General features: G+C 65.7%; 12 protein-coding genes. 3 read left to right on the top strand and 9 right to left on the bottom strand.

The annotated features are described in order from the left end of the window. Positions 1-17: 17 nt before the first annotated feature. Both ASC75_RS23380 and grpE read right to left on the bottom strand, forming a co-directional pair. Positions 18-650, bottom strand: a complete 633-nt coding sequence (locus ASC75_RS23380; protein ID WP_055981311.1) for a trimeric intracellular cation channel family protein — start codon at positions 648-650, stop codon at positions 18-20. Between the two features lie 119 nt (positions 651-769). Further along, positions 770-1447, bottom strand: coding sequence for a nucleotide exchange factor GrpE (gene grpE / locus ASC75_RS23375; RefSeq protein WP_280137975.1), 678 nt, complete (start codon positions 1445-1447; stop codon positions 770-772). A 210-nt stretch (positions 1448-1657) separates the two neighbouring features. On the opposite strand from grpE, the gene ASC75_RS23370 reads away from it, so the two are divergent. Continuing rightward, entirely contained in the window at positions 1658-1855 is a 198-nt protein-coding gene (locus ASC75_RS23370) for a hypothetical protein (protein WP_055981305.1), read from the top strand. Between the two features lie 37 nt (positions 1856-1892). On the opposite strand, the gene ASC75_RS23365 is transcribed toward ASC75_RS23370, so the two are convergent. From ASC75_RS23365 to cysG, 5 genes are read right to left on the bottom strand one after another with little or no spacing between them, the layout of a single operon-like run. After that, on the bottom strand, positions 1893-2432 hold the full coding sequence (locus ASC75_RS23365; protein WP_055981302.1) for a DUF934 domain-containing protein: 540 nt from the start codon (positions 2430-2432) through the stop codon (positions 1893-1895). A gap of 11 nt (positions 2433-2443) precedes the next feature. Beyond that, complete coding sequence (locus ASC75_RS23360; protein ID WP_055981698.1) at positions 2444-3202, bottom strand: phosphoadenylyl-sulfate reductase; 759 nt, start codon at positions 3200-3202, stop codon at positions 2444-2446. Next, positions 3177-4847 carry a nitrite/sulfite reductase gene (locus tag ASC75_RS23355; protein WP_055981292.1) on the bottom strand — a complete coding sequence of 557 codons (1671 nt, stop codon included), beginning with the start codon at positions 4845-4847 and terminating at the stop codon, positions 3177-3179. The genes ASC75_RS23360 and ASC75_RS23355 overlap by 26 nt, the downstream gene beginning before the upstream one ends. A 20-nt stretch (positions 4848-4867) precedes the next feature. Next, on the bottom strand, positions 4868-5173 hold the full coding sequence (locus ASC75_RS23350; RefSeq protein ID WP_055981290.1) for a DUF2849 domain-containing protein: 306 nt from the start codon (positions 5171-5173) through the stop codon (positions 4868-4870). Then, a complete protein-coding gene (gene cysG, locus ASC75_RS23345) occupies positions 5170-6621 on the bottom strand; it encodes a siroheme synthase CysG (protein WP_055981287.1) in 1452 nt (483 codons plus the stop codon). The genes ASC75_RS23350 and cysG overlap by 4 nt, the downstream gene beginning before the upstream one ends. Before the next feature lie 435 nt (positions 6622-7056). Between cysG and ASC75_RS23340 the strand changes: the two genes are divergently transcribed. Then, a complete protein-coding gene (locus ASC75_RS23340; protein WP_055981283.1) occupies positions 7057-7506 on the top strand; it encodes a host attachment family protein in 450 nt (149 codons plus the stop codon). A gap of 194 nt (positions 7507-7700) precedes the next feature. Continuing rightward, positions 7701-9509, top strand: a complete 1809-nt coding sequence (gene ybaL, locus ASC75_RS23335) for a YbaL family putative K(+) efflux transporter (protein ID WP_055981280.1) — start codon at positions 7701-7703, stop codon at positions 9507-9509. A gap of 76 nt (positions 9510-9585) precedes the next feature. Here ybaL and ASC75_RS23330 read toward each other — a convergent pair whose 3' ends face one another. Both ASC75_RS23330 and ASC75_RS23325 read right to left on the bottom strand, forming a co-directional pair. After that, positions 9586-10440 carry a hypothetical protein gene (locus tag ASC75_RS23330; RefSeq protein WP_156381372.1) on the bottom strand — a complete coding sequence of 285 codons (855 nt, stop codon included), beginning with the start codon at positions 10438-10440 and terminating at the stop codon, positions 9586-9588. Positions 10441-10633: 193 nt separating this feature from the next. Then, on the bottom strand, positions 10634-12829 hold the full coding sequence (locus ASC75_RS23325; RefSeq protein ID WP_055981273.1) for a transglycosylase domain-containing protein: 2196 nt from the start codon (positions 12827-12829) through the stop codon (positions 10634-10636). Positions 12830-12975 lie beyond the last annotated feature (146 nt).

The following is a 12975-nucleotide window of genomic DNA, read 5'->3' as shown; positions in this document are numbered from 1 at the left end:
GTATATAGGTTGGCGGCTCAGGGAATGTCTTCCGGCCTCCGGCCGGGGCGGCTGCGGTAGGCGGGAAAGGTCCAGCCGAATTTCAGCGCCCCGCCGCGCACCATGAAGGCGGCGACGAAGGCAACGACGGCCGAGACCGCGGGCGGCAGTTCGGCCAGTTCGGCCAGCGTGTAGATGCCGGCACCGACCATCGCGGCCGAGACATAGATCTCGGGCTTGAGCAGGACCGACGGCTCGCCGGCAAGCAGGTCGCGCAGGATGCCGCCGAAAGTGGCGGTCAGCATGCCCATGATGACGGCCACCGTCGGCGAACCCGTGGCTTCCAGGCCCTTGGCCGCGCCGATGGCGGCATAGGCGGCCATGCCCAGGGCATCGAGCCAGAGCAGCAGCTTGTAGCGGGATTCAACGAGATGGGCGGTGAAGAAGACGAGCACCGCGACCGCGGCGCAGACCAGGACATAGGCCGGGTTGACCACCCAGAACACCGGCAGGCCGAGGATGACGTCGCGCACGGTGCCGCCGCCGATGCCGGTGAAGCTCGCCAGGAACAGGAAGCCGATGACATCGAGCTCCTTGCGCGAGGCGGCAAGCGCGCCGGTGGCGGCAAACACCGCCACGCCGGCGTAATCGAGATAGAGCAGCGGATTCATGCGGAAAGCGAATAGGGCGTGGTGATCAGCGAATAGAAAGAGGCCATGGCATCCCCCGGATTTACCGGCAGAATAGCCGCCAATTTCCTATTCGCTACTCCCTATTCGCCATTCGCCGCTTACGCGTCCTTCTCGGCCTGTTCGTTGACCGGGCCGGGCTCGGCAGGGGTCTCGCCGACATGCTTGGGACCGCCCTTGGCGACGCCGACCATGGCCGGGCGCAGCACGCGGTCGCCGATGGTGTAGCCGGACTGCACGACCTGCACGACCGTGTTGGCCGGCACGTCGGGATTGGGCACCTCGAACATCGCCTGGTGGAAGTTGGGATCGAACTTCTCGCCCTGCGGGTCGAGCTTGCGCACGCCATGGCGCTCGAGCGCCGAGAGCATGGAGCGCTCGGTCACCTCGACGCCTTCGATGAGGCTGGCAAGTCCGGCGCCGCCGGCAGCCTTGGCCTCGTCGGACACCGCCTCGATGGCGCGGCGCAGATTGTCGGACACCGAAAGCATGTCGCGGGCGAAATTGGCCACCGAATAGGCGCGGGCATCCTGCACGTCGCGCGCGGTGCGGCGGCGCAGGTTCTCCATTTCCGCCACCGTGCGCAGGTTGCGGTCCTTCAGTTCCTCGTTTTCTTTCAGCAGCCGCACGACGGCTTCGTAGTCGCCATCGATGCCGCCCTCGATCTTTTCGGCCTGGGCCTCGACAGCCGCCGTCTCATCGAGCGTGCGTTCGTCTTTTGCCTGGTCGCTCATCGCCAATTCCCGTTGTTCAGATACGTTGGAAGTTGCGCCCGATATCGAGGTTCGGTGCCCAAAAATCAAGGGGCAAGGGTCGCCGGCGCACGATGCCGCGGCTTTCGCCGCCACTCGCGACGGCCGGACAAGGTCCGATGCTTCAACGTTAATTCAAGTTTTACCATACCGGCGGACCATTGCCATGGCGGGGATCGGGTTGGGAACCATTTGCATCTGGCAGGAGTTTTGCCGAGAAAGAACAGGTCCTTTGCCATGCCGAGCAGACGCATCACCAAGACAGCGGCCAGACTGGCGACAAACATCCGAAGCGAACTCGCCACGGAGAGCAACCTGCGCGTCCTGGAAGCGTTGCCCGCATTCCAGACCGAAGACGACCTGCCGCAGAGGCTGCGCGGCCTGCTCGACAAGCTGGAGACCGCCGAGCGGCGACAGCCTCAACCCAAGCGGTAGATCAGGGGCCAAGCGGTAAGTCAGGCCAAGCGGCAGATCAGGCCTTGGCCGGCACCCGCCGCCATGAATAGCCGGCGCCCTGGCCCGCGGGCTTTGCCGCAGGCTGGTAGTGCAGCGGCAAGCCGCCCACCTGCCCGGCTTCCAGCCGCTTCAGCAGCACCGGATGCGAAACCTCGAACTCATTGAAGCCGACCCGCAGCATGTGCGGCAGCTGGTCGATCAGCACCTGTCCGGTCGCGCGAACGGCACCTTCAAAACCATGGCGGCTGCGCAGCAGCTGAGCCTTGGAAAAGGAGCGACCGTCGTTGAAGGCCGGAAAGGCAAGCGCCACCAGCGACAGCTGGTCGAGCAGATCGACGATCGAGTCCAGCTGATCGCCCGGCTGCAGCAGCACGCCGAGACGCTCCCTGGCGGCCTCTCGCTGCTCGGGATCGAGTTCGAGGAAAGCGGGCAGTGGCAGGATCACGCGACGGTTGCCGGCCAAGGCACCGGCATCCTCGGCATGTACCCAGCCATCGTCGCGGAAACCCTCGGGGGTCCACAGGCGGGTCCTACTCTCGGCTGTCGCTTCGGTCATATGCAAATTTCCTAAAGGGATGCGTCGGTCAGCGAATGTTCGAGGCCGGAGAGATGTATACCACATTCGGTCTTGCCCTGGCCGGCCCAGCGTCCGCTGCGGGCATCGTCGCCGGGCTTGACCGGCTGGGTGCACGGGAAACAGCCGATCGACAGGTAGCCGTAGGCGACCAGCGGGTTTTCGCGCAGGGCATGCTTGCGCATGTAATCGGCGAGATCCGACGTCGTCCAGCGCGCCAGCGGATTGATGCGGAAGCGCGGACCGATCTGCTCGATCACCGGCAAGGCGGCGCGGGTCGACGCCTGGAACCGCTTGCGGCCGGTAAACCAGGCCCTGAACGGCTCGACGCCGCGTGCCATCGGCTCGACCTTGCGCACGTCGCAGCAGGCGTCGGTGCTGGTCTGGTGCAGATTGCCAGTCGGGTCGATGCGGGCCAGGGCCGCCTCGTCGGGCGTGATGACCCTGATGTCGGTCAGGCCGAAATCGGCGGCCAGCGCATCGCGATAGTCGAGCGTTTCGCCGAAATGCTTGCCCGTATCGAGAAAGATCACCGGCAGGTTGCGATCAACTTCGGCGATCAGGTGCAGCAGCACCGCCGAATCCGCGCCAAACGAGGAAACAGCAGCAATTTCGCCGGCAAAGCGGTCGCCGGCCGTGCGCTCGATGATCTCCAGGGGCGACAGGTTTCCATACAGCGCATCGAGCGATGCGGCCTCGGCCAGAACCTGCGCTTCGACGTCTCCGTCAGGCTGCCTTGGCTTCGCTAGCATAAAGCGCCTCCTTGAACGGCGCGGGGCCGATGCGGCGATAGGTGTCGAGGAACTTTTCCGACCGGTCGAGCCGGATGGCAAGATAGGTCTCGACGATCGTCTCGATGGCGTCGGTGATCTCTTCCGGGCCGAAGCCGCGGCCGATGATCTCGCCGACCGAGGTGTGCTCGTCGGCCGAACCGCCGAGCGTCACCTGATAGAGCTCCGCACCCTTCTTTTCCACCCCCAGGATGCCGATGTGGCCGACATGGTGGTGGCCGCAGGCGTTGATGCAGCCCGAGATCTTGAGCTTCAGCTCGCCGATGTCGCGCTGGCGCTCCAGTGAGGCGAAGCGCTTTGAGATTTCCTGCGCCACCGGGATCGAACGGGCATTGGCCAGCGCGCAATAGTCGAGGCCCGGGCAGGCGATGATGTCGCTGATCAGGTTCGAATTCGCGGTGGCGAGGTCGATCGCCACCAGCGCGTCGTAGACCGCCTTCAGGTCGGTGCGGGCGACATGCGGCAGGATCAGGTTCTGCTCGTGGCTGACACGAATTTCGTCGAAACCGTATTTCTCGGCGATGTCGGCGACGGCCTCCATCTGGCTGTCGGTGGCATCGCCCGGGACTTCGCCGATGCCCTTGAGCGAGATCGTGACGGCGGCGTAGTCGGGATTGCGGTGGGTGAAGACGTTCTGGTCGACCCAGTCGCCGAAGCTCTTGGAATCGAGCCTGGCCAGCTTGACGGCCTCGTCGCCCTCGGGCCGCGCAGCCAGCGGCGGCGGCGCGAAGTAGGACTGGATCGCCGCGACATCGGCCTCGGGCAGCTTGAGCTCGCCGTCCTTCAGCGCCTGCCACTCATGCTCGACCTGTCGGATGATCTCGTCGACGCCGGTCTCGTGGACCAGGATCTTGATGCGCGCCTTGTACTTGTTGTCGCGGCGGCCATGGAGATTGTACACGCGCAGGATCGCGGTGGTGTAGGACAGAAGGTGCTGTTCCGGCAGGAAGTCGCGAATCTTCTTGGCAACCATCGGCGTGCGGCCCTGACCGCCGCCGATATAGACGGCGAAGCCGAGCTCGCCCTTGTCGTTCTTCTTCAGATGCAGGCCGATGTCGTGGGTCTGGATGGCGGCGCGGTCGCGCTCGGCGCCGGTCACCGCGATCTTGAACTTGCGCGGCAGGTAGGAGAATTCGGGATGCACCGAGGACCACTGCCTGAGGATTTCCGCATAGGGCCGCGGATCGGCGGCCTCGTCGGCGGCTGCGCCGGCAAAGTGGTCGGCCGTGACGTTGCGGATGCAATTGCCCGAGGTCTGGATGGCGTGCATCTCGACCGAGGCGAGGTCGGCCAGGATCGCCGGAATGTCGGACAGGGCCGGCCAGTTGAACTGGATGTTCTGACGCGTGGTGAAGTGGCCATAGCCCTTGTCGTACTTGCGGGCGACGTGACCGAGCATGCGCATCTGCTTCGAGCTCAGCGTGCCGTAGGGCACGGCGATGCGCAGCATGTAGGCGTGGAGCTGGAGATAGACACCGTTCATCAGGCGCAGCGGCCGGAACTGGTCCTCGGTGATCTCGCCGGCAAGGCGGCGCTCGACCTGGTCGCTGAAATCAGCGACGCGGGCCTTCACGAAATCATGGTCGAACTCGTCATAGCGGTACATGGTCGTCTTCCGGTCTATCTTCAGGCGGCGCCGGCCGAGGGCCGGGCCTGCTTGCCAAGGTCAAGGCGGTTGGTCGGGCCGGCGGCGCGGATCACCTCGCGCAGCCGCAGCGGATGGATCGTGCCGCCGACCAGCGACACATCGATCAGATTGACGTCGACCACCTCGTTGTTGTCGTGGGCGGCCTTGCCGATCGCCTCGAGGCGGGCTTCGCCCGCCTTGTCGTCGACGGTCTCGGCAACGTCGATGGTCTCGGCCCAGGTGCCGTCGGCCGCGAACCACACGGCCTCGCCGTCAGTCAGCCGGTTGGCGGTCAGAATCTTCATGCCCTGCTTCCTTCGAGCGCCGCGCGCGCGGCCTGTTCGTGCCTGTGTGCCGCCAACGGCTCGGAAAGTTCGAAATTGGCGCCGGCGACGGCGTCGCCGATGATGGTCATGACAGGTCCGTCGAGGTCGCTGCGCGCTTCGAGCGACGGCAGGTCGGCAAGCGTGCCGTGGAAACGGCGGCGGTTCTTCAGGCTGGCGTTCTCGACGACGGCAACCGCAGTGTCGGGCGACAGCCCGGCGTCGATGAGCCGGCCGGCGACATCGGCAGCCACCGAGCGGCCCATGTAGACGGCGACGGTGGCGCCCGAGATGGCGAGCTTGGCCCAGTCGGGCAGCGAGCCGCCCTTGAGATCATGGCCGGTGGTGAAGACCATCGAGGAAGTGACGCCGCGCAGCGTCAGCGGCAGCTCGAAATCGGCGGCGGCGGCAAAGGCCGACGTGACGCCAGGCACGACCTCGTAGGACACGCCGGCATCGCGCATCGCCTGCATCTCTTCGCCAGCACGGCCGAAGACCAGTGGATCGCCGGACTTGAGGCGCACCACGCGCCTGCCGGCCTGGGCCAGCTCGACCAGCAGATCGTTGATCTCGGATTGCGTCTTGGAATGGCAGCCCTTGCGCTTGCCGACCGGAAGGCGTTCGGCGTCGCGGCGGCCCATCGATACCACGGCCTCGGGCACCAGCGCATCGTGGACGATGACATCGGCCTCCATCAGCAGGCGGTGAGCACGCAGTGTCAGCAAATCCTCGGCGCCGGGGCCGCCACCGACGAGCGCGACATGGCCCTTGATCGACCCCTTCTGCAGCAGCAGTTCGGTTGCCGCGTCATGGGCCTGAGCAAGGGTGCCGCTGTCCAGCGTCCGCGCTGGCGCGCCTTCGAAGAACTCGCGCCAGAAGCCACGGCGGGCACTGCCCTTGGGCAGGATACGCTCGACGGCGTCGCGGAAGCCGGCACCCAGCGTGGCCAGCGCGCCGAGCTGCGGCGACAGCATGCGGTCGACGCGGGCGCGGATCATCTGGGCGAGGACAGGCCCTGCCCCTTCGGTGCCGATGGCGACCGCAACCGGCGCACGGTTGACCAGCGCAGGGGTGAAGAAATCGCAGAGCTCGGGACGGTCGACGGCATTGACGACGATGCCCAGTTCGCGTGCGTCCGCGGAAATGCGGCGATCGAGCGCTTCGTTGCCGGTGGCCGCAAAGACCATGACGGCGGGCCCGATCAGCGAGGCGTCGTAGGCGGCGTGGATGCGGGTGGCGCCGTTGGCGGCAATCCAGTCACGGAGCTGCGGCTCGACATGATCGGCGATGATGCGGATCTCGGCGCTCGACTGGCCGAGCAGCCGCGCCTTGGCCAGTGCCTCGTCGCCGCCGCCGACGATGACCACGGCTTCGCCTTCGACCTTGAGGAAGATCGGGAAGGCGTTCAACTTGGCAGCGGCTTGGGTCATGACGCGAGGGTTTCCGGAATACCCGTCATTTCTAGCCGCCATTGCTGCGCTGCAGAAGAAACGCACTCGCGCGCCCCGAGATGGGAGGCAATCGCTTTTGCCCTCGCCCCAGCCTGAGGAGAAAAATATTCCGCCGCGACGCTACCGGGGTAATTCCATCCGCTTCATCGCCGCTGCGGCCGTTGGAAGCCTGGCTGACCCGACGAGGCCGACAATCGCGCGCATTCACGGGGTCCGCAGGCCTGGTGCTGCCCCGATGGGCCGCCAGTGGGCCATGCTTGCCGGCGCGAAGACGATGACGTTCCGAAACGCGTTTTTCCTAATATCTACCAAATTAGTAGAATTACGCGCGGGCACCCTTCGACCGTCATCCGGAACCGTGGCGTCGCCCTCGCGTTCCCATGTCAGTGCAATGCGGACAAGAAGGAGCACGAGATGACGCACATCAATCTGAAGCACGGGATCTGGGTGCTGGTGGCGGATGGCGAAAAGGCGCTGTTCCTGAAGAACCGGGGCGATACCAAATATCCGGATCTCGAGGTCGTGCGCGAAATGGAGCAGGAAAACCCGCCGACGCGCGAACAGGGCAGCGATCGCCCCGGCCGCTACAGCGACGGCCCGTCGATCCACCGCAGCGCGGTCGACGATACCGACTGGCACAGGGTCGCCAAGGAGCGCTTCGCCGACGAGATCGCGCAGCGGCTCTACAAGTTTGCCCATGCCGGCGATTTCCGGGAGATCGTGCTGGTGGCGCCGCCGCTGGTGCTGGGCGAATTGCGCAAGAAGCTGCACAAGGAAGTGGACCAACGCATCTCGGCCGAGATTCCGAAGACGCTGACCAATCACAGCGTCGCCGACATCGAGACGATCCTGATGGCGGCCTGACCCGCGAAAGTAGTTGCCCAGCAACCAGACGACCTGTGCCGGCAGCGACTGCCGGCATTTTTTTCGGCGCGGGCGCAGTTTCTTGGTCGTATAGGGTTGCGCAGGTTCACCCCGGTCCACCATATTGGAAATGCAGCGGATTTCACCGCCGCACCCCACACAATATTGACTTTCCGAAAGGTGCCGCCGGGACAATGCCGCATGACACGCCCCTCATCGCAACTATCGTCGCCGGTCTGGGGCTGGCATTCATCTTCGGCGCGCTCGCCAACCGCTTCAAGGTGCCTCCGCTCGTCGGATATCTGATCGCCGGCGTGCTGGTCGGACCGAATACGCCCGGTTTCGTCGCCGACCAGGAACTGGCGCTGGAACTCGCCGAGATCGGCGTCATCCTGCTGATGTTCGGCGTCGGCCTGCATTTCTCGCTCAAGGACCTGTTATCGGTGCGCGCCATCGCGGTGCCCGGCGCGGTGGTGCAGATTTCCTTTGCCACCGTGCTTGGCGTCGGCCTTTCCTGGATGCTCGGCTGGTCGCTGGGCGCGGGCCTCGTCTTCGGCCTGGCCCTGTCGGTCGCCTCGACGGTAGTGCTGCTGCGCGCGCTGCAGGAGCGGCGCATGATTGAGACCGAGCGCGGCCGCATCGCCGTCGGCTGGCTGATCGTCGAGGACCTCGCCATGGTGCTGGCGCTGGTGCTGCTGCCGGCGCTGGCCGGCGTGCTCGGCGGCGAGCAGCAGGCGGCAACGCAATCGCCCAATATCCTGGCCTTGCGCTTCGACGTCGGCGTGTGGGGCGTGCTCGGCATCACGCTCGCCAAGGTCGTGGCCTTCGTCGTGCTGATGATGGTCGTCGGCCGCCGCATCATCCCCTGGCTGCTGCACTACGTCGCCCATACCGGATCGCGCGAGCTGTTCCGCCTGTCAGTGCTGGCCATCGCGCTCGGCGTCGCTTTCGGTGCCGCCAAGCTGTTCGGCGTGTCGCTGGCGCTCGGCGCCTTCTTCGCCGGCATGGTGATGAGCGAGTCCGAACTCAGCCACCAGGCAGCCGAAGAGACGCTGCCTTTGCGCGACGCGTTCTCGGTGCTGTTCTTCGTCTCGGTCGGCATGCTGTTCGACCCGACCAGCCTGCTCAGCAACACCTGGCCGATCCTCGGCACGCTGTTCATCATCCTGATCGGCAAATCGGTCGCCGCCTTCCTGATCGTCATCGCCTTCGGCTACCCGATCGCAACGGCGCTCATCATTTCGGCGAGCCTGGCCCAGATCGGCGAGTTCTCCTTCATGCTGGCCGGTCTCGGCGTCAGCCTCGACCTCCTGCCCGAGCAGGGGCGCGACCTGATCCTTGCCGGCGCGATTCTGTCGATCGTGCTCAACCCGCTGGCCTTCGCCGGCGCGGCTCGGCTCAAGCCATGGCTCGAAAAGCGCGCCGGCAATGTGCCGGAAACAGTCGAGGCCGTTCCCATCGGCCCCGCGACCGAACCCGGCGAGGTCGCAACCATAACAGCCGTGCCGCTGAAGGACGATGAGGACGCGCCGCCGCCGCCGACCAAGATGACCGGCCACACGATCCTGATCGGCTACGGCCGCGTCGGCTCGCTCGTCGGCCAGTCGCTCAAGGCCGCCGGGATCGAGTTCCTGGTCATCGAGGACGCCGACAAGACGATCGCCAAACTCAAGTCCGAAGGCATCGAGACGGTTGCCGGCAATGCGGTGAAAGGCGAGGTGTTCGCCTCCGCCAATGCCGCCGGCGCCAAACGGCTGATCCTGGCGATCCCGAACGCGTTCGAAGCCGGGCAGATCATCCTCAAGGCCAAGACGGCCAATCCCGAGATGGTCATCATCGCGCGCGCCCATTCCGACGCCGAGGTCGACCACCTCACCGGCCTCGGCGCCGACAAGGTGATCATGGGCGAACGCGAGATCGCCCGCGGCATCGTGGAGCAGGTGATGACAAGCGCCTCGCCGGCGAACACGCCCACGCCCGAGACGCCGCCTGCCGCGGCCTGACCGGCGTACAGTCAAGCCAATCGAAAACGCCGCGCAGTCGCCTGCGCGGCTTCTTTTCTTTGTCTCAGGCCGTAGGTCAGCCGCCGACGAAGGGCAGGACGAAATTCGGCCGGTAGGTGTCCATCGTGGCGCCGTTGCGGTCCTCGTCGAGCAGCGTGCCGCTGCCGAAGCTGGCGCGCAGGCCGACCGAGAACTTGTGCAGGTCCAGGCTGTCCGATGCCTCCGATATGGAGACGTTTTCATACTGGTAGCGACCGAAGACCGACCATGGGGTGTCGGTGAAACGGTAGGTTGCCTGCAGCGCCAATGCGACGACGTCGAGATCCGCATCCGTGCCGCCCTGAGTGAGATTGACCCTGTGGAAGCCAAGCTCGGCGTCGAAGCGCAAATTGTCCTGCGCAAAGTAGCGCGCCACGCCGCGAATACCCATCAGATCGACGTCGACGGGGATCCCGTCAACTTCAAGCCCACCGTAGTAGGCCTGACCGTAAATGGTGACGTTGCCGTAATAGGCCTGGGCCTCCGGACCGACCTTCCAGTCCCAGATGTCCTGGTCGGGGCCACCGTCGGGCAAGCCATATGTCTTGACCTCGGCGAAGCCGCCAACGGCATAGGATGCCGGATCGCGCCAGTTGAGATGCAGGGCACCGCCGATGCTGTGCAGCCTGTTGCCTTCGATATCGATGGCATCGACGGTGAGATCGCCCTGTGCGTTCCAGCGTTCGGCGAAGGGCACGTTGACGCGCGCGGCGCCGCCATAGGCCCAGATGTCACCCTCGTCGAATTCGTCGAACCACACGCCGCCGCCGTAGATTTCACCATAGCCGGAGACCTGGCGGACGACGGTCTCGTCGACCGGCGCCAAGGCATCTGCGGCAAAAGCGGATGTGGTCAGCGCTGCAAGGCAGACGCTCGATAAAAAGGTCTTCACGGATGGCCCCTCGCCTGAGATTCGATGAGGCAACATACATCTCTAAATTAGAGATTCGTAATAAGATGAGTGCATGGCAGGCCACAACCCTGGCGGGTTTCCCCCGACCTGAAGCATTCGGGCAACACTATGGCTCGAGTCCGGCCGCGCCGAGGGGACAGGGACCTTTCACAAGCAGGCGGACTGCCGAGGTCTAGTTGCCCATGATGACGTCGAGGATGGACGTCTCGCGGCGCTGGACGGGGCCACCGACGTCGGCGGGCGGCACCGGGCGGCGGATCGACGCCGTCGGCTCCTGCGCCATGCCGCCGGCGTCGCCTACCTGCTGACGGACGGGCTGGGGTGCTGCCGGAAAGGTGTTCTCGTCGAATGGCTGGTCCTCGACGGCGACAACGGGGGCCGCGGGCTGCGGCGTCCAGTAGCCCGGCAAAGCGGCCACCGGAACGCCTTCGTGCGCAGCGACCATGAACTCATGCCAGGCCAGCGCCGGCAGCGCGCCGCCGGTGACCTTCTTCATCGGCTTGCCGTCGTCGTTGCCGAACCACACGCCGGTGGTCAGGTTGGCGGTATAGCCGACGAACCAGGCGTCGCGCGAATTCTGGCTGGTGCCGGTCTTGCCCGCCGCCGGCCATGCGAAGGCTGCCTTCTTGGCCGTGCCCTCCTCTACCGCGCCCGTCATCATCGCGTTCATCATGCCGACCACTTCGGGGCTGATGACGCGCGGGCCGCCGCCAGCCGTGTTCTCGTAGAGCACGTTGCCGTCGGTCGTGGTGACACGGCGGATCATGTGCACCTCGGGGCGGTAGCCGCCATTGGCGAACGGCACATAGGCCGCCGTCAGCTCCAGCGGCGTGACCTCGGAGGTGCCGAGCGAGATCGAGACATTGGGCTGGAGGTCGGATTCGATGCCCATGCGATGCGCCGCCTCGACGACCGCGTTGGGGCCGACCTCCATCGCAAGCTGCGCCGCCACCGAATTCAGCGACTTCGCCAGCGCCGTCTTCAGCGTCACCCGGCCATAATATTTGCCGTTGTAGTTTTCCGGCGTCCACTTGCCGATCTTGATCGGCGCATCGTTGCGCATGCTGTCGGGCGTGCGGCCCTGTTCGAGCGCTGCCATGTAGACGAACGGCTTGAAGGCCGATCCCGGCTGGCGGCGCGCCTCGGAGGCACGATCGAATTGGCTGGTCGAATAGTCGTAGCCGCCGACCATGGCGCGGACGGCGCCCGAGTTGTCGATCGACACCAATGCACCCTGGCTGACATTGAGCTTCTGGCCGCTTTCGTCGATCAGCCGGCGGATAGATTTCTCGGCGAGGTCCTGCAAGGTCATGTCGACGGTGGTGTCGACGATGATGTCGGAGCGCACCTCGCCGATCAGGCCGGGCAGTTCCTCCATGACGCGGTCGGCGACGTAGTTTTCCGAACCGGTCCAGAACGAGGCGGCGCGCGTGGCCGGCGCGCTCATCGCCGTCTTCAGCTCCTTCTCGCCGATCATGCCTTCGCCGCGCATTGCCCCCAGAACGAGCTGGGCGCGGGCCTCCGCGGCCTTGGGATCGCGCGCCGGCGACAGGCGCGAGGGCGCCTTGAGCAGGCCGGCCAGAAGGGCTGCCTCGGACAAGGTGACATCGCGCGCGGACTTGCCGAAATAGCGCCGCGAGGCAGCTTCGACACCGTAAGATCCCGAGCCGAAATAGACCCGGTTGAGATACATTTCGAGGATCTGGTCCTTGGTGTGCTTCTGCTCCAGCCACAGCGCCAGCAGCACCTCCTGGACCTTGCGCTCGAGCGTGCGGTCGGGCTTGAGGAACAGGTTCTTGGCGAGCTGCTGGGTCAGCGTCGAGCCGCCCTGGGTGAAGCGGCCGTGCAGGACCCTGGTCGACAGCGCGCGCGCCAGGCCGATCGGATCGAAGCCGAAATGCGAATAGAAGCGGCGATCCTCGATCGCCATGACCGCCTGCGGAATGTAGGGCGACATCTCGTGCAGGCCGACGGCCTCGCCTCCGGTCATGCCGCGATTGGCGACAAGCCTGCCGTCGACGCCGATGATCTTGATGTTGGGCGAACGGTCGGGGATCGCCCAGGTCGTCGAACTCGGCATCTTGGCGCCGTAGTATATGACGATGCCGGCAGCGGCGATGCCGCCCCAGATGGACAGCACGAAGCCCCAGTAGACCAGCCGGCCGAAGATGCCGAACATGCCGCGCCTGGGTTTTTTCGAGCGGCCGCGCGGGGCCGACCGTGCCTTGGACGATTTGCGCTGGGCCGGGGTCTTGCGGCGGCTGGGCACGACACGGTCCTCCTCGCGCACCGAAAAGACGTCGTCCTCCGGCTCATCGCGCGGTCCATCGAAGCGGGGTTCGATGCGTCTGTCGTTTCGGTTCGCCATACCTGTTTGTCCGGCCCCCATGCCAATGGCGTTCCGGTTGGACAGTAAATGCGGCGATTTAAGGGGGCGTTAAGTCAAGCCGGCTCGCGGCCTGTGGGCAAAGCGTGGCCAGGCGCCACGCGCAGGCAGCGCTCGACGCGGCAAAG

This window comes from Aminobacter sp. DSM 101952 (genome assembly GCF_001424795.1).
Lineage (GTDB): Bacteria > Pseudomonadota > Alphaproteobacteria > Rhizobiales > Rhizobiaceae > Aminobacter > Aminobacter aganoensis.
Note: the sequence above shows the minus strand (reverse complement) of the source record. Positions and strands in the feature narration are given on the sequence as shown.